This is a genomic window from Pseudarthrobacter sulfonivorans, assembly GCF_024391045.1.
In the GTDB taxonomy this organism is placed as follows: domain Bacteria; phylum Actinomycetota; class Actinomycetes; order Actinomycetales; family Micrococcaceae; genus Arthrobacter; species Arthrobacter sulfonivorans_B.
In genome coordinates this window covers 11,243-27,940 of record NZ_JANFCZ010000002.1, presented here as the reverse complement: position 1 = coordinate 27,940, position 16,698 = coordinate 11,243, and the positions used below count along the sequence as shown (strand labels likewise).

Annotated in this window: 16 protein-coding genes and 1 tRNA gene; 12 read left to right on the top strand and 5 right to left on the bottom strand. The window is 66.0% G+C overall.

Translation table 11 applies throughout. The features are described from left to right. Window positions 1–67 precede the first annotated feature (67 nt). From NQJ30_RS01455 to NQJ30_RS01440, 4 genes are all read left to right on the top strand, one after another. Entirely contained in the window at window positions 68–988 is a 921-nt protein-coding gene (locus tag NQJ30_RS01455) for a hypothetical protein (RefSeq protein WP_255767958.1), read from the top strand. Between the two features lie 82 nt (window positions 989–1,070). Beyond that, window positions 1,071–1,143: transfer RNA gene (locus NQJ30_RS01450), tRNA-Ala, on the top strand. Window positions 1,144–1,417: 274 nt separating this feature from the next. Then, window positions 1,418–1,621 carry a helix-turn-helix transcriptional regulator gene (locus tag NQJ30_RS01445; RefSeq protein WP_255767957.1) on the top strand — a complete coding sequence of 68 codons (204 nt, stop codon included), beginning with the start codon at window positions 1,418–1,420 and terminating at the stop codon, window positions 1,619–1,621. Beyond that, window positions 1,614–2,801: a type II toxin-antitoxin system HipA family toxin gene (locus NQJ30_RS01440; protein WP_255767956.1), complete on the top strand. Its 1,188-nt coding sequence runs from the start codon at window positions 1,614–1,616 to the stop codon at window positions 2,799–2,801. The genes NQJ30_RS01445 and NQJ30_RS01440 overlap by 8 nt, the downstream gene beginning before the upstream one ends. A gap of 90 nt (window positions 2,802–2,891) precedes the next feature. On the opposite strand, the gene NQJ30_RS01435 is transcribed toward NQJ30_RS01440, so the two are convergent. After that, on the bottom strand, window positions 2,892–4,058 hold the full coding sequence (locus NQJ30_RS01435; RefSeq protein WP_255767955.1) for a cytochrome P450: 1,167 nt from the start codon (window positions 4,056–4,058) through the stop codon (window positions 2,892–2,894). A gap of 276 nt (window positions 4,059–4,334) precedes the next feature. On the opposite strand from NQJ30_RS01435, the gene NQJ30_RS01430 reads away from it, so the two are divergent. After that, window positions 4,335–5,930 (top strand): ABC-F family ATP-binding cassette domain-containing protein, encoded by a 1,596-nt coding sequence (locus tag NQJ30_RS01430; RefSeq protein ID WP_255767954.1) that lies wholly within the window; start codon window positions 4,335–4,337, stop codon window positions 5,928–5,930. 20 nt (window positions 5,931–5,950) lie between these two features. Here NQJ30_RS01430 and corA read toward each other — a convergent pair whose 3' ends face one another. Together corA and NQJ30_RS01420 are read right to left on the bottom strand one after the other, a co-directional pair. After that, window positions 5,951–6,946, bottom strand: a complete 996-nt coding sequence (gene corA, locus NQJ30_RS01425; RefSeq protein ID WP_255767953.1) for a magnesium/cobalt transporter CorA — start codon at window positions 6,944–6,946, stop codon at window positions 5,951–5,953. Window positions 6,947–6,969: 23 nt separating this feature from the next. Beyond that, window positions 6,970–7,455, bottom strand: a complete 486-nt coding sequence (locus tag NQJ30_RS01420) for an Lrp/AsnC family transcriptional regulator (protein ID WP_255767952.1) — start codon at window positions 7,453–7,455, stop codon at window positions 6,970–6,972. 168 nt (window positions 7,456–7,623) lie between these two features. Here NQJ30_RS01420 and NQJ30_RS01415 point away from each other — a divergent pair, with 168 nt between their 5' ends. Then, window positions 7,624–8,862, top strand: coding sequence for an MFS transporter (locus tag NQJ30_RS01415; RefSeq protein ID WP_255767951.1), 1,239 nt, complete (start codon window positions 7,624–7,626; stop codon window positions 8,860–8,862). Between the two features lie 11 nt (window positions 8,863–8,873). Here the strand turns inward: NQJ30_RS01415 and NQJ30_RS01410 are convergent, their stop codons facing one another. Then, a complete protein-coding gene (locus tag NQJ30_RS01410; protein ID WP_255767950.1) occupies window positions 8,874–9,377 on the bottom strand; it encodes an Lrp/AsnC family transcriptional regulator in 504 nt (167 codons plus the stop codon). A 141-nt stretch (window positions 9,378–9,518) separates the two neighbouring features. Continuing rightward, a complete protein-coding gene (locus NQJ30_RS01405; protein ID WP_255767949.1) occupies window positions 9,519–10,775 on the bottom strand; it encodes an MFS transporter in 1,257 nt (418 codons plus the stop codon). Window positions 10,776–10,902: 127 nt separating this feature from the next. Here NQJ30_RS01405 and NQJ30_RS01400 point away from each other — a divergent pair, with 127 nt between their 5' ends. The 6 genes from NQJ30_RS01400 (at window position 10,903) to NQJ30_RS01375 (ending at window position 16,607) form a co-directional block, all read left to right on the top strand. After that, window positions 10,903–11,889, top strand: coding sequence for a LysR substrate-binding domain-containing protein (locus tag NQJ30_RS01400; RefSeq protein WP_255767948.1), 987 nt, complete (start codon window positions 10,903–10,905; stop codon window positions 11,887–11,889). 107 nt (window positions 11,890–11,996) lie between these two features. Then, on the top strand, window positions 11,997–12,914 hold the full coding sequence (locus NQJ30_RS01395) for an N-acetylglucosamine kinase (protein ID WP_255768191.1): 918 nt from the start codon (window positions 11,997–11,999) through the stop codon (window positions 12,912–12,914). 186 nt (window positions 12,915–13,100) lie between these two features. Continuing rightward, entirely contained in the window at window positions 13,101–14,201 is a 1,101-nt protein-coding gene (locus NQJ30_RS01390; RefSeq protein ID WP_304663730.1) for an ABC transporter ATP-binding protein, read from the top strand. Then, window positions 14,201–14,911 carry an ABC transporter permease gene (locus NQJ30_RS01385; RefSeq protein WP_255767947.1) on the top strand — a complete coding sequence of 237 codons (711 nt, stop codon included), beginning with the start codon at window positions 14,201–14,203 and terminating at the stop codon, window positions 14,909–14,911. The genes NQJ30_RS01390 and NQJ30_RS01385 overlap by 1 nt, the downstream gene beginning before the upstream one ends. Next, a complete protein-coding gene (locus NQJ30_RS01380; protein ID WP_255767946.1) occupies window positions 14,908–15,654 on the top strand; it encodes an ABC transporter permease in 747 nt (248 codons plus the stop codon). Before NQJ30_RS01385 ends, NQJ30_RS01380 begins: the two co-directional genes overlap by 4 nt. Then, entirely contained in the window at window positions 15,651–16,607 is a 957-nt protein-coding gene (locus NQJ30_RS01375) for an ABC transporter substrate-binding protein (RefSeq protein ID WP_255767945.1), read from the top strand. The genes NQJ30_RS01380 and NQJ30_RS01375 overlap by 4 nt, the downstream gene beginning before the upstream one ends. Window positions 16,608–16,698: the final 91 nt, after the last annotated feature.

The following is a 16,698-nucleotide window of genomic DNA, read 5'->3' as shown; positions in this document are numbered from 1 at the left end:
CACGTTGCCCGCGACACACCGAGGCTAATGCCGGAGCGGCTGACCGAATACTCATACGGTTTTGAGTGTGGACTTCCCTCTTAGCAGCTCAGTGATCCTTGTGGTTGCCGTTGTGCTCTGGATCGTCTGGGTGGCGCCTTACGTCCTGCGGAACCGACGGCACCCGGCCCAGGCCGCAGCTGACTTTTTCGCGGATGTTCCAGCTATTGAATCATCGGAACCGAGAGCCGGGATGGTCATGAAGATGGCCGCCCCGCAGGAGAAAGCCATGGATATCAGGAAGAGCCCCGAAGCCGTAGCCGCGCCGTCCGGCAGTGCAACGACCGGCGCGTTCCGGATCCGATACGGCCGGACCGCGATTGCCCTTGCCGGCGTCGCGGGATTGCTGACCACCTTTGTTTCAGCTGTCCTGCTGCTCTTTGGGCTGGGAACTGCCCTGCTGCCGGTGTCGGGTTTGGCCATCATGGTCTTGGCCGTGGTGCTGTTGCGTTTCCTCGCTGTGCGGGACCGCAAAGCCAGGGTGCAGGCCGCCTTTCGGTCCGCTATGAGCGCTCCGGTGCGCCGTGAGGAACCCGCCGCCGAGGTCCAGGAGAAGCCCCGCCCAGCCGCCCAGCCGGAAAGCCGGCTCTTTGACGCCGAAGCACATGCGCCTGCCCCGAAACCGCTCACCGCGATGGAACTCCGGGAAGCTGCCCTCGCCGTCGCTGTTGCCGCAGGGGATTCCAGCGCCGGGGAGGCAATGTCCGCGCCTGCCGCAACCACGTGGGAACCTGTGGACGTACCCAAACCCGTATACGTTGAGGCACCCAAGGTTGAGCGTCCTGCCCCCGAACCGCTTGACCTGCCGGAGGCGCCCAAGGCCGTGGGTAAGCCGTCCCTGAAGCAGGGAGCCCCCGCAGTCCCGCCGGTCCCGTCAGCCAAGCCGCTCACCAAGGCCCAGAGCGCCCTCAGCAACCTGGACGACGTCCTGCAGCGCCGGCGCGCCTGACCTCAATTTGGCAATGCATAAGGAATATTTGTAGCCTGAGTTCACCGGTGTCGCCGTTCCTCCCGGGGAGTGGGTCCGTTCCGGGGCTATAGCTCAGTTGGTAGAGCGCTTCGTTCGCATCGAAGAGGTCAGGAGTTCGAATCTCCTTAGCTCCACAATTTGTCAGGGAAGTGCTCCATCGAGGCCCAGCACCCGGGCCCCCGGATCGACCAACGTCTGGTCCAGCCCTGCGGTGCCACATCGACAACCTGCTGAAGCCAGGTCGTGTCGGTACACCAACCAGAAATATTATTCCGATTCGGTGGGCTTCAAGGCTTGTGGGCCAACTTGGATTCCCGGTTCGGAAATATCTTGCAGATTTGTCGTCTGGCAGGCAAAGTTGATGATGAAGACCGCCAGACCGGCAAGATATTTCAGAAAGGACCTGCGTTGGAGGATGCAGTCACACTCGGCACCGCCATCCGACGGGCCCGTAAAGAGGCGGGTATCACCCAGGAGACCCTCGCCGACCTGATCGGAACTTCCCCCCGGACCATTCATGCCATTGAAACCGGGACCGGCAATCCGTCACTGATAACCGTCGTCGGGGCCGCCAACGCTGTCGGGCTCCACCTGAAGGCCGTCGATGGCTAAGGACCTGGAACACCTCAAATTCATACGCGAGGCCGACGTATACAAGGCGGGAACCCTCGCGGGCCACCTCAACCGGACAGGCCGGGGCACGGTGACCTTCGCCTATTCTTCCGGCTATCTGGACCGGGGAGCCGGACCGGTGGCCACGACACTGCCGATATCCGCAGACGCAGTTGAGTCACCGAGTGGAGCCCTGCCAGCCTTCTTTGCCGGCCTGCTGCCCGAGGGGCACCGGCTGACTGTACTCAAGGATGCGGTGAAGACTTCTTTGGGCGATGAGCTGAGCCTGTTGCTCGCCGTCGGGGCTGACGTCCCGGGCGATGTCCAGATCGTTCCGGCAGGGGACACGCCGGTGGAACCGGCTGCCCTGGCTGATGCGGCCCACCCCGAAGATCTGGATTTTGCTGCCCTCGCCCGCGCCGTCGACCCGCACGGGCTGCCGGGAGTGCAATCCAAGGCCAGCGCCTCGATGCTGACCACCCCGCTGGCCCTTGCCGGCCGACGGTATCTGCTCAAGCTGGACCCGCCCTGGCATAAGCATCTGGTGCTCAACGAGTCCGCCCACCTGGCAGGGGCCAAAGCGTTAAAGATTCCCGTGGCCAAGAGCAGCATCGTCCACGACCGAAACGGCTTACCGGGACTGCTGGTGGAGCGGTTCGACCGCCTGAGCGGGGGCGGAATGGTCCGGCTGGCACTGGAAGACGGGGCACAGGTTCTTAATCTGCCGCCTGCCTCCAAATACTCGGTCAGTTCCGAGGACGTCGTTCAGGCTCTGGCAGGGCTGTGCAAGGCGAAGGCTGTTGCCGTCAGAAACCTGTACCTCCAGTTCGTTTTCGCCTGGTTGACCGGAAACGGGGACCTGCACGCCAAAAACGCTTCCATCCTCGAAGGCCAGCGGGGCTGGGTTATCGCACCGATATATGATGTCCCGTGCACGCTCCTTTACGGGGACGACAGTATGGCGCTAACTGTCGCGGGGCGCGCCAAAAACCTCAAGGCCAAGCACTGGCAGGAGTTCGCCGCCAACATCGGTTTGCCGCAGCGCGCAGCCACAGCAGCCAACAGGATCGCCCTCACTGCAGCGGCTGCAATCGACCTGGAGGCCCTGCCATTCACCGGTTCCCCTTTGAACGGCGCCCTGCGGGAGCTGCGGTTCCGCCGCGGGGAGCTCGACGACTGACCAGGACGGCACTTCGTCTTCGCCGGCCACGCATTGCGCGCGGTGCTTCCGGCACGGAAACTTTCTCCGACCCCTGCCGTCAGCTGTCCCTCAGGCCGGCTGCCAACTGACGGGAAGGTCCTTGAGCCCATAGATGATGGTGCTCTCCATCCGCTCCAGATGCGACCCCTCAACCACGGCAAGCCCCGGCAATCGGGACAGCAGGCCCTCCAGCGCAATCCTGGCTTCGAGCCGCGCCAACGGCGCGCCGAGGCAAAAGTGACCGCCGTGTCCGAACGCCAGATGCCTGTTTTGCGCGCGGTCGACGTCGAACTCAGCCGGCCGCTGGAACTGCCGCTCGTCGCGGTTGGCCGAGCCGATCCACGCCACAACCGGTGCGCCCGCGGGAATCAATTGGTCGCCCAGGGTTGTCTCCGCTACCGTCACCCGGTACATGGACTGGACCGGCGACCGGAAGCGCAGAACTTCCTCGATGGTCCGCGGAATCAGCTCTGGCTCCCTGACGACGCGGTCCATGGTGCCGGGCGACTCCGCGAGGCACAACACGGCGTTGCCGATCAGGTTGGTGGTGGTCTCGTTGCCGGCGACGAGCAGCAGGCTGCAGAATCCGAGCAGTTCCGGCACCATCAGCTTTTGACCGTCAATTTCGGCGGACAGCAGCGTGCTGATCAGGTCTTTGCCGCGCCGGCCCCTCCGTTGGTCGATCAGGGCCAGGAAGTATTCCGTCATCTCTTTGTTGGTGGCGAAGTGATCCTCACTGGCTGAACCGGCCCGTGTTTGGCTGACAATCACATCCGACCAGTACTTGAAGCGCTCACGGTCCTCGGCCGGGATGCCCATGAGTTCGGAGATCACTATGACCGGCAACGGATACGCCAGTTCTTTAATCAGGTCGGCGCTCCCACTGGCCGCGATCCCGTCGAGGAGTTCGTCCGTGAGCCCGGCGATGCGCGGAGCCAGCGCGTCCACAGCTTTGGGAGTGAATGCCTGGGTGACCAAGGAGCGAAGCTGCCGGTGTCGTGGGGGATCGGTGGAGATCAGGCTCGCGGCGAACAGCTGGCCGGTCCCGGATTCATCGTCACCGCCCATGCGCGAGGAGAACGTTGCGTATTCGGACAGCGCCCGCTCCACGTCGTCGTACCGGAAGACGTGCCAGCTTCCCGTTTGTTCGTCGTGAAAGACGGGGGCAGTTTCCCGCATTCGTGCGTAGTGGGGAAAGGGGTCGAGCTGATTTTCAGTGGACTGGATGAAGTCCATGGCTGGCCTCCCTGCTCGCCTGGGCGCTAATCGGCCTGTCAGACGCGGGGCCTCGGCCGGCGAAGCGTTGAACCTTGATTTTATCCAATGCCTGCTCCCGGGTCATTAGGGGGACCACGCGGATTTCGCTAACGGGAACGGCGGAGACCGCTAAGATCAGACAGGCCGCCTTGACCGCGCCGCACCGCTACCCCGCACATCCACTGAGTTGGCCGCGACCCTGAACCGGCCGGGTGTTCCACGCCCATCAGCCAGCACCTGAAGAGGACACCATCAATGAGTTTGATCCGGCTGAACGACGTCAATGTCAGTTTTGAAAGGACCCAGGTCCTCCGCGAAGCCTTTTTCAAGCTTGACGCCGGAGACCGTGTGGGCCTGATCGGCAAGAACGGATCCGGCAAGTCCACCATCCTCAAACTTGCCCTGGGCCAGGTTGCCCCGGACGCCGGAACGGTGGCCGTGGAGCTGGGGACCAGGTTGGCGTACTTCTCCCAGTTCTCCGAGCTGAACGGGGAGTCCACAATTTCCGAGGTCCTGGACGGCCTGTTCGCCCACGTGAAGGAGATCGAGGCCGAGCTCGCAGGAATCGACGCGGCCATCGCCGCCGACTCCTCCGACGCCGCGCGCCTGGAGGAACTCATCCACCGCCAGTCCGAGCTGTTTGAGGCCATGGACAGGCTGGACGGCTGGGACTACCAGCGCAGCATCGACAAAGTCCTCACCACCCTTGGCTTCAGCGAACACCACCGCACCTGCGCCATCGACGAGCTCTCCGGCGGCTGGCGGAACCGGGCGGCGCTCGCCAAGATCCTGCTGGAGGCCCCGGACGTCCTGCTGCTCGACGAACCGACCAACTACCTGGACGTGGCCGGCGTCGAATGGCTCGAAGGCTGGTTCAGGACCTTCAAGGGCGCCGCGATCATCGTCTCGCATGACCGGAAGTTCCTGGACTCCGTTGTCACCCGGATCATCGAGGTGGAGAACTACCACCTCCACGAATACCCGGGGAACTTCGCCGAGTACGTCGTGGCCAAGCAGTTCCGGCTTAAAAGCCTGGAAAGCCAGTTTGTCCACGAGTCGGAACTGCTTGCCTTCGAGGCCGAAGGCATCTCCGACCGCCGGGAGGCTGCCAAGGCGGCCGGCAAGGGCCTGGCAAACCAGCTGGCCAGGATCAAGAAGTCCCGGGCGCCCCGGCCCGTGGACCAGATCATCACGGAGATCTACGGCGGGCTCTACGTCAAGGACGTCCTGTGCCGGGTGGAATCACTGGGGAAAGCCTACGGTGGCAGGACACTTTTCAGCGGCCTGAGTTTCGAGATCGGCCGCGGCCACCGGATCGCGGTCATCGGCGCTAACGGCAGCGGCAAGACCACGCTCCTGCGCGCACTCACGGGCGAAGAGCCTGCGGATGCCGGTACTGTGGCCTGGGCCAAGGGCGCGGGCATGGTTTCGTACAACCAGGTGCTTGAAGACCTTGACGACGACGACACGGTCACCCATGCGGTGAACGCGATGCCGGACAGCCTGGCCCTGACGGCGACGAAGAAATCGGTCAACCGGTTCCTGGCGATGTTCCAGTTTTCCGAAGCAGACCTCAAACAGAGAATCGGCAACCTCTCCGGCGGCCAGCGGGCCCGCGTGGCGATGGCCCAGTGCCTGCTCTCGGGCGCCTCGGTGCTGCTCCTTGACGAGCCCACCAACCACCTGGACCTGTCGAGCACGCAGGTCATGGAGCGCGCCCTGCTCCACTTCCCGGGGGCCGTGGTGGTGGTCAGCCACGACCGGTTCTTCACCGACAAGATCGCCAACCGCAGGCTGGTGTTCAGCACCGCAGACTCGGGTCACGGGGCAGTTGACCTGCAGGCCAGCTAAACCGGGGATCCGGCGAAACCCTAAAGCCAGCCCTTCCGCTTGAAGATGGCATACATCAGCGTTGCCGTCGCTGCCATCAGCATGATGGCCATGGGGTAGCCCGCCGCCCAGTGGAGTTCGGGCATGTGGTCGAAGTTCATCCCGTACACCCCTGCCACGAACGACGGCGCGAAGAAGATCGCCGCCCATGAGGAGATCTTCTTGACCTGCTCGTTCTGTTCAGCGCTGGCCTCGTTCTGCCGGTTCGCCGTCAGGGTTCCGTCCAGCGTGAGGGCGTTCTGCAGCAGGTCACGGAACGAATCCGCACGGGAGATCACCCGTTCCACGTGGTCCTCCACGTCGCGAAGGCTGTGCTGCAACTCGGTGTTCACACCGTACTTTTCGAAGCCCCGCCTGAGCTGCTGCATCATCTCCGGCAGGGGATGGATGGCCCGCTGGAACTGGATGACTTCGCGGGCGAGCTCATAGATCCGGCGCGACACGCTGTTGTCCCCGCTGAACAGCTGATCCTCGATCTCGTCGATATCGTTTTCCAGGCCCGCCACCACAGGCGCGTAGTCATCCACCACCATGTCCAGCAGCGCGTACAGCACCGATTCCGGGCCGTGCCGGAGCAGGTCGGGGCGGTCCTCCAGACGCCGCCTCACCCGGCCCACGCCGGCCATTTCGGCATGGCGGATGGTCACCACGAAGTTTCGGCCGGTGAAGACGTGCAGCTCGCCGAACTCCACGGTCTCGGTGGAATCCAGGTAGCGGGCAGGCCGGAGGACCGTGAACAGGTTGTCCTCATAGCGTTCCAGTTTTGGCCGCTGGTGCGCCGAAATGGCGTCCTCCACTGCCAGGGCGTGCAGCCCGAACTCGTCGGCCACGGCAGCCATTTCCGCGGCGGTGGGCCGGTACAGCCCGATCCAGGCCATGCCGCCGTGGCGGGTGAGGGTTTCGAATGTCTGCTCCAGGCTTTGGGGCTCGGCGCTGCGGCGGCCGTCGACGTAGACGGCGTTGTCGATAATGGTCACGTCAGATCATCCATCCTGGAATCCTAGCCTTTGCCCGGTGCAGCCTGTGCCAGGCGGCTGATCAGGGGCTCGGTGCGGTAGGGGATATGGGTGTGCAGCGCCAGGACCGTTTCGGTCCGGATGACGCCCTTGATGCGGAGGATCTGGCGGAGTGCGGACTGCAGATTGTGCGTGTCGGTAGCCACCACGCGGCACCACACGTCCCCGCGGCCGGAAATCTCGTGGACCTCGAGAACCTGCGGCAGCAGGCGGAGGGCGCCCACCACTCCGTCCAGTTCCCGGTGTGTCACTTCGATCGTGACGAAAGCGACGACGTCGTACCCCACGGCCTCGAGGTCAATCTCGCGTCCGCCGTCATGCAGCACGCCTGCGCGGAGCAGCCGCCGGACGCGCGACTGCGCCGTGTTGCGGGCGATGCCGAGCAGTTCGCTGAGCTCCCCGATCTGGACTCGGGGATCGCGGATAAGCTCCAGCAGGATCTTCACATCGGTGGGGTCAAGAGTGTTCAAACTGTCACTTTCGGTAACCGGACGGGCAAAGAATTGACTATTTTGCTCAATTTAATCACGAAGCGCAGTTTGATGGGGCAGGAATGCCCCACGATTTAGTCATCAACGTACGCCCCGGGGTGCGTCCCACAAGGACCTCCAGCCCCAACAGATGCCAAGGCAACGCCAATGACCGTCTTCAGTGAACTCCGCATGCGCCCGGCCACAGCCGCGAACCGGGGATGGAACGCCTCCACCACCGCCCGGCTGGTGATGGCCGGTGCCGTCATCTCCCTGCTGTTGGTGGGCGCGAACCTGGCCACGCCCCTCTACCCGTTGCTGCAGGCCAACCTGGGCCTCTCGCCGCTGGGCGTCACCGCGGCCTTCGCCAGCTACGTGCTGGCGCTGGTGGCCACGCTGATGCTTGCCGGCCACTGGTCCGACCATATCGGCCGGCGCGCTGCCCTCATTCTCGCCGTCCTGGCGGGGCTGGCCGGAGGGTGGGTCTTCTCGCAGGCCGGGACACTGCTGGCGCTTTCGGCCGGGCGGGCGCTGCAGGGCGTGGCTGTTGCCCTTGCCACCGGTGCCAGCGCCGCGGCGCTGCGCGAACTGCTCCCGTCCCGCCCGGAATGGGCCTCCCGCTTTACACTGCTGGCAACAGCCGGGGGAGTGGCCGCGGGCCCCGTCATCGGCGGGCTGCTGTCGATGCTGCCCGGCCCCACCACCGCCCCCTACTATGCCCACTCTGTGCTGCTGGCCGGAATGCTCGTGCCCCTGTTCCTGTTGAACGCCCGGCCTGCCATCAAACCTCCGGCCGGACCGCGGCCCATCCTCGTCCTCGCTCCGCGCCGCCCGTCCGTGTCAACTGAGGCGAGGGGTGCCTTCTGGCTCGCGTCCGCCGTCGGATTCCTCAGCTTCGCCGTGTTCGGCTTCTGCCTGTCCTTGGCTCCCGGCTACTTTGCGCAGACCGTGGGCACCGACTCCCGCCCGCTGATCGGTGCCTTGGCGGGGATCACGCTGGGCGCGTCGGCGCTGAGCCAGCTGCTGGCAGTGCGAGGGCGCTTCGTGGTTCCGGCAGGCCTGGGGCTCCTGGGGATCTCGGTGCTGCTCCTGGCGTCAGCCGCAGCCGGGCACAGCCTGTGGCTCCTGGTGACGGCGAGCGTGTGCGCCGGGCTGGGGCAGGGCGTAGCCTTCCGGACCGTATTCAACGACGTGGCAGCCAAGGTGGAGGTCTCGCACCACGCCCAGGTGGTCAGCACCGTCTACGTCATCACCTACCTGGGCAGTGCCGTGCCGGTCCTCGGGCTCGGATGGGCCACCGCTGCGCTCGGCCTGCAGGCCGCAGTGGCCGTGTTTGTGGCGGTGTGCAGTGTTGCCGCCCTGGCACTCTCAGCGGTGACGTTCCGGACGGCCGTGCAGCGGCGGTAGCCGCAGCACGCCTATGCCGGCAGCGGACCGTGGTTGCCCTGGATGTGCTCGAACACCAGGGTGGTTTCGGTGTGGCCCACCACGGGGTCGGTGGCCAGATTGTCCAGCACCCAGTCCCGCAGGTCCTCGGTGGTTCCCACCGCAATGTGCAGGAGGTAATCCACCGAACCCGAGGTGTGGAACGTTGACAGTACTGCAGGCAGGTGCGGCACCCGGGCCGTAAAACGGTCGATCTGGTCCCGGTCGTGCGCCCTGAGCCTGACGGCCACCAGGGCTTGGACGGACCGGCCGATCGCGGAAAGGCTGAGTTTGGCTTCAAAGCCTTGGACGATGCCCCGTTCGGACAGCGCGCGGGTCCGCATCAGCGCCGTGGACGGAGCGATGCCCACCAGCTCAGCCAGCTGCTTGTTGGAGATCCTCGCATCGTCCACGAGGGCGGCAAGAAGCCGCTCATCAATGGCGTCCAGGGGTTCGAAATGACTGCCCGGCCGGACGTTCTTGGGGGTGCTGCTCATGGGATCTCCTCAACTGTGCTTGAGTTCATCCTAGACGGCGGTTTTCGCCCGATCATCCCCGGACTGCGCCCATCGCCGAATATTTGCCACGGATACGCGCCCTTAAGGGGCAAATAGTTCTGCGGCGAACGCCGCTGCTTCCTAGTTCGGTCTCGGTGCCTGCGCGCTCCGGAAGGGATGTACGACGGCGGCAGTCACCGCGGTGAGGACCGTCAGGACCACGACGGCGACGGCAAGCGCCGACCACCCGAGCGACTGGAAGAGCAGGCCGCCCGACCAGCCGATCAGGCTGGAGCCAAGGTAATACGCCAGGTTGTAGAGCGATGCCGCCTGGGCACGGCCGGTGGTGGCTATGCTTCCCGTCCAGCCGGAGCCGATGCTGTGGGCCGCGAAGAAGCCGCCGGTAAAAATCACCAGGCCGGCCAGGATGATGGCGAGCACCTGCGTCAGCGTCAGCGCGAGGCCTGCGGCCATCAGGACAAGGCCTGCCAGCAGCACGGTCCTGCGGCCGAAGCGTGCCGTCAGGCCGCCGGCCCACTTGGAGGTCAGGGTCCCCGACAGGTAAGCGAGGAAAATGAAACTGATCAGGGTGGCAGGCAACGCGAAGGGCGCCGCGGACAGGCGGAAGCCCAGATAGTTATAGACCGCCACAAAGCCTCCCATCATCAGGAACGCCTGGATGTACAGCGCCACAAGCCGGGGGTTCCGAAGATGGCCGGCCAGGGTTGCGAGGGCGCCGCGGAACCCGGCCGCCTTGGTGGCTGCGAAGCCCTTCGCCCGGGGTATGAGGATCAGGAAAAGCACGGCAGCCGCTGTTGCCAGCACGGACACCGCCAAGGCTGCTGCCCGCCAGCCCCACAACTCACCCGCCGGACCGGCCACCAGACGGCCGGCGAGGCCGCCCAGCGTGGTTCCGGCAACATAGCTTCCGGCCGCCATGGCGGCGTGGGCGCGGTTCACTTCCTCGTTCAGGTAGGCGATGGCGATCGCTGGTATCCCGCCCAAGGCCATCCCCTCGAGCAGGCGGAGGGTGAGGAGCATGCCGAAGCTGGGGGAGAGCGGCACCAGGAGTCCAAGGACGGTGGCGGCGGATATCCCCCAGGTCATGGCCTTGACCCGGCCTATCCTGTCCGCCAGGAAGGACCAGGGAATGACGGTGATGGCAAGGCCGACAGTCGCCAGCGAGATCGTCAGTGCCGCCTCCGCCGCCGTGACCTGCAGATCCGAGGCAATGACCGGCAGTACTGCCTGCGTGGAGTAGAGCTGGGCAAACGTCGCCACACCCGCGCAGGCCAGCCCAGCCAGGATCTTGCCGTAGGCAGCCGAGCCTTTGGGGTGGCCTGTCCAGCCGTCCCCTTGGGGCGCGGACGTTCCTGATGCGGTGGCGGTCTCTGGCATGAGTCAAGGCTAGGCTTTTTGAATTCATGCTTCCAATGCATGCTTTAGCTAAAATCAATAGCAGAAGTGGAACGTTTACGGCGCTCAGGGAAACGCTCAGGGAATCGCTCAGGGAAAGATGAATCCAATGATCACCGATCATCAGCAACTGGCCAGGCTCCTGCCACTGCTCCCCATCCTCGCGGAGCTCGGCCGCACGCAGCACGTCACCGAAACGGCCGAGCTCCTCGGAGTACCCCAGTCAACGGTGAGCAGGGCGCTGTCCCGCGCCAGCGCCGTCGTCGGAACTGAACTCCTGATCCGGGACGGGAGGGGAGTGCGCCTCACCGCGGCCGCCCGGACCCTGCTTCCCTACATCGAGTCAGCGCTGGCTGAATTCCAGGCGGGGCTTGATCGGGTCCGGCACGAATCGGACGTGGTGCGGGGAAAAGTTTCGCTGTCCTTTCAGCACACGTTCGGCGAAGCCACGCTGCCGCTGCTCATCAGCGCCTTCCGCAGCCGCCACCCGGAGGCGGGCTTCATCCTGCGGCAGGGGGCGCGGGACGCCTGCCTGGAGGAACTGGCTGCGGCACAGGCTGATCTTGCGCTCACAGCCCCGGTGCCGGCCGCCAGCAGAAGCATCGCCTCGGCTGCCCTGTACCGCGAGCCGCTGCGCCTGGTGGTGCACCACGGCCACCCCCTGGCAGTGAGCGCCAGCGCGGGGCTGAAGGACATCCGCCGGGACCCGTTCGTGGCGCTTGAGCCGGGGTACGGCATGCGCTCGCTCACCGACGCGCTGTTCCGCGAAGCCGGGTTCCGCCCCCGCATCGCCTTCGAAAGCCAGGACACGCATACTGCCCGCGGCCTCGTCTCCGCGGGCCTTGGCGTCAGCATCCTGCCGCCGGGCGGCAACGGGCCCGGGCGTCATGTCAGCCCGGAGACCGGAAACCTGGGCTGGGTTGAGCTGCCGCTGGAGTCGGGGCTCGCCTACCGGGAGATCGGACTCGGCTGGCGCCGGCGGAAGCCCGGACCGGACGCCGAGCCGGACTCGGTGAGGTATTTCCGCGAACTCGTCCTGCAGGAAGGGCCGGAACTGCTGGCGGGGCTGGTGGCCGCGCGCTCGCAGGGCAGCTGAGGACCGCCGCCCGGGACACGACGGCGGCCGTTCAGTAGGCTGATGAGGTGACTGATACCGAGCGCTCCCAAGCCGCACCGTCCGGAACCCGGCCCGAAACTGCTGCCCTGCCGCCGGCTGCTCCGCAAGGCCTGGCGGGCGTCGTTATCGGGCTGGACATCGGCGGGACAAAGACCCGCGGAGTCCGTTTCGAGGACGGCGTGGCCGTGGCGGACCAGACGGCCGGCAGCGCCAACGTCCAGAACGTCAGCCGGGAACAGGCCGCGCTGAACCTCGCGGATCTTTTTGCCCGCATCGGTGGCGGGCAGGTGGCACAGGTCTACGCAGGGGCCGGAGGAATTGATACCGACGACGACGCCGCCGCCCTCGCCGCGCTCATCTCGCCGCATGCCCCGGGAGCCAAGGTCACGGTGGTCCACGATTCCAGGCTGCTGCTCGCGGCCGGCGCTGCCAGCACCGGCGTGGCCGTGATCGCCGGAACCGGCTCCGCCGCCTGGGGCAGGAACTCGGCAGGGGAGGAGGCCCGGGCGGGTGGCTGGGGCTATCTGTTGGGGGATGAGGGGAGCGGCTACTGGCTGGGCCGGGAGGCCGTGCGGCACAGCCTGCGCCGCATGAACCAGGGGCTCCCCGCCGACCAGCTTACGGAGGCTCTACTTGCCGCTTGCGGCCTGGACCACCCCAACCGGCTGATTGCGCTGTTCCATTCCCCGGAAACCGGCCGCCGGTTCTGGGCCCAGCAGGCACGCCTGGTGGTGGAGGCGGCTGCAGCCGGCCATGGTGTGAGCGGGGAGCTCCTTGACCAGGCCGGCAAGGATTTGGCGGATCTGGCCGCGCAGGCCCTCCGTAAACTGGGAATCGAGGGCCCCGTCATCCTGGGCAGCGGGCTGGGCATGAACGTGGCACCGCTCCAGGACGCCTTCCGGAAGTATCTCGCGGCGGCCGGCATCACCGAGGTCCGCGTCCTGGACCAGGACCCGGTGTTCGGGGTCCTCCAGTTGGTGAAGGAACAGGCCGGAACCGCGTGACCGCCGCCGCACCCACCCAACGAGGGCAGGCCGCCGAACGAATGGTTACAGTAAGGATTCGCTTGCCCGGAATTGCCCGCGAATCCGGTTACGCTGGGAACTGATTGCGCTACGGTAATTATCAGTGACCTTACGGCCGCCGCTCCACCGTCCGATGCCGTCCAACAGAACGGGTAATGTCCGGGAATGGACCCAGCCATGATCGAGTTCCAGAGCGTCACCAAGCAGTATCAGGGCGGCAATCCTGCCGTGGACAGCCTCACTATTTCCATTGACCAGGGATCCATCACCGTTTTTGTGGGACCGTCGGGCTGCGGCAAAACCACCTCGCTCCGGATGATCAACCGCATGGTGGAGCCCACGTCCGGCGTTATCACGGTGGACGGGCGGGACGTCACCACCGTTCCCGCCGCGGAACTGCGCCGGTCCATGGGCTACGTCATGCAGTCCTCCGGCCTCATGCCGCACCGCTCCGTGCTGGACAACATCGCCACCGTCCCCCGCCTCAACGGAGTCCCGAAGGCCGAAGCCCGCAAACGCGCCACGGAACTGCTCGACGTCGTCGGGCTGGCCTCATCGCTCGGCAAGCGGTACCCGTCCCAGCTTTCCGGCGGCCAGCAGCAGCGCGTCGGCGTGGCCCGCGCGCTCGCGGCCGATCCACCGGTCCTGCTGATGGATGAGCCGTTCAGCGCCGTGGACCCGGTGGTGCGGGACGAACTCCAGCGCGAGCTCCTCCGGCTGCAGCAGGACCTCGCGAAGACCATCGTGTTTGTGACGCACGATATTGACGAGGCCACCATCCTCGGCGACAAGGTGGCCGTGTTTGCCGTGGGCGGGAAGCTGGCCCAGTACGCCAAGCCCGAGGAAATCCTGCGCGCCCCGGCCAACGACTTCGTGGCCTCCTTCGTGGGACGGGACCGCGGATTCCGGCACCTGGGGTTCACCACGTCTAACGACATCGCCATCCACCGGGTGCCGACCCTCGTGGCGCGCGGCGGAACGTTCGACGGCGATCCCGCCGCGGTCACGGACTGGCAGTTGGTGGTGGATGAGGACATGCGGCCCCTGGGCTGGGCGCGGCCGGGAACCAACACCGACCTCATCCCGGGAGGATCCCTGTTCCACCCGGGCGAATCCCTCCGGCGGGCCCTGGACTCCGCACTTTCTTCTCCCTCCGGCCAGGGCGTGGCCGTCGACGGCGAGGGGCGGGTCCTGGGGGCCATCCGGGCACAGGAGGTCCTGGAAGTCATCGAGGCCGCCCGGCAGGTCCGGCAGGCTGCACTCTGATGGAGTGGTTCCTCGCGAACAGCGGAATGGTCCTGGAGAGGGCGGGGCAGCACATTGTCCTGGCACTGATCCCGATGGTCCTGGGACTGGTCATTTCCATCCCGTTGGCCCAGCTGGCCCGGATCCATCCCGCGCTGCGGTCTGTTGTGGTGACGGCCAGTTCGCTGCTCTACACGATCCCGTCACTGGCTCTGTTCATCATCCTGCCTTCCATCCTTGCAACGCGGATCCTCGACCCCCTCAACGTCATCGTCGCGCTGACCATCTATGCAGTGGCGCTCCTGGTCCGGGCGGCCCTGGACGCCTTTGACTCCGTGGAGCAGGACCTCCGGCAGGCCGCCACGGCCATGGGCTACAAACCATGGCTCCGCTTTGTCCAGATCGACCTGCCGCTTTCCCTCCCGGTGATGTTTGCCGGGCTGCGGGTGGTCTCGGTCAGCAACATCTCCCTGGTCAGCGTCGCCGCGCTCCTGGGCGTGGGCAATCTCGGCATGCTGTTCACCGACGGGCTGCAACGGAACTTCGTCACCGAAGTGGTGGTGGGCATTCTTGCCATCCTGGTGCTCGCACTGCTGATGGATGCGCTGCTGGTCCTGCTCGAGAGGCTGCTGACTCCGTGGACCCGCGCCGTCAAAGCGTCCGGTCCGTCAGCTCCCGCCGGCGCGCAGTTCGTGGCCGACGCCAAGGTCCACGCGGGGGCGGGGCCATGAGCAACATCTTCACCGACACGTTCGCCTGGCTCGCCGATCCGGCCCACTGGGGCGGAAGTTCCGGCATCCCTGTCCGGCTGGTGGAACACCTCCAATACAGCGGGCTGGTGCTCGTCATCGCCGCCGCCATCGCGGTTCCCATCGGGTTGTACATCGGACACACCGGCCGCGGACGCGTCGTGGCGGTTGCGGTGGCAGGGGCCCTTCGCGCGCTGCCCACCCTGGGCCTGCTGGTGCTCTTTGCCCTCCTCGCCGGCAGCAGCCTGATGTCCCCGGTGTGGGCCCTCGTGATCCTCACCGTCCCGCCGCTTCTCGCCGGGACCTATGCGGGAATCGCCAGCGTGGACAGGACCGTGGTGGATGCTGCACGGGCCATGGGCATGACCGAGCTGCAGATCCTGTTCCGGGTCGAGGTGCCGAACGGGCTGCAGGTGATGTTCGGCGGCATCCGCACCGCCGTCCTCCAGGTCATCGCCACCGTGTCCGTGGTGGCGTACCTGCCCCTTGGAGGGCTGGGGCGCTACCTTTTTGATGGGCTGGTCCTGCAGGATTTTCCCCGGATGCTGGCGGGGTCGCTGCTCATCGCGGCGCTGGCCATCGTCGTGGACCTCCTGCTCGCCGCGGTGCAGCGGACCGTCCTCTCGCCCGGTCTTTCAACCCAAACCCGCGGTGGCCACCGGGCCACCGCCGATCTCCCAGCTGGCGCGCCTGCGCCAGCTGCTGCTCAAGGAGGCACTCCATGAAGAACACCGTCCGGACAACCATCACCCGCCGGGGACTGGCTGGCCTGGCCGCCGGCGTCGGACTGGCCGTGGCGCTGACCGCCTGCGGCGGCAGCAACCCGCTGGCCACTCCCAGCACCAGCGCAGCAAGCGGCGGCACGGGCGGCTCCCTGGTGGTCGGCTCCGCTGACTTCCCCGAGAGCCAGATCATCGCGGAGATCTATGCAGGCGCACTCAACGCTGCTGGCGTGACCACAACCACCAAGCCGAACATCGGTTCCCGTGAGATCTACGTCAAGGCTGTCCAGGACGGCTCCGTGGACCTCGTGCCCGACTACACGGGCAACCTGCTCTCCTACTTTGACGCCGCGGCCACGGAAGTCTCAGCCGACGATGTCTACAAGGCCCTGCCCGGCAAACTCCCTGACGGGCTTGCCGTCCTGGAGGCCTCAAAGGCTGAAGACAAGGACGCGATGGTGGTCACCAAGGCCACGGCCGAGAAGTACCAGCTCAAGTCCATTGAGGACCTGGCCAAGGTCTGCAAGGACCTGACCATGGGCGCGCCGGCCACCTTCGAGACCCGGCCCTACGGCTTCCCCGGGCTCAAGGCAAACTACAACTGCGAAATGAAGGGGCTCAAGCCGTTCAGCGATGGCGGCGGAAACCTGACGCTCCAGGCGTTGCTCACTGACGACGTGCAGGTGGCGGACATCTACACCACCACCCCGTCCATCGCGGACAACGACCTCGTGGTGCTGGCGGACCCGAAGAACAACTTCAAGGCCCAGCAGGTCCTGCCGCTGTACAACAAGGCCAAGATGACGGACAAGGCCAAGGAGGCGCTGAACGGCGTTTCGCGGATCCTGACCACTGATGACCTGATCAACCTCAACCGCGCAGTCAGCGGCAGCCAGAAGCAAAACCCCAAAGACGCGGCTGCCTCCTGGCTGAAGGACAAGGGCATCGTCAAGTAGCGCTTCACGTCTTGCGGTAAACCACGACGGCGGCTGCCGGACCCACACAAGTCCGGCAGCCGCCGTCGTCCGTGCTGCTGAGTGGTGTGTC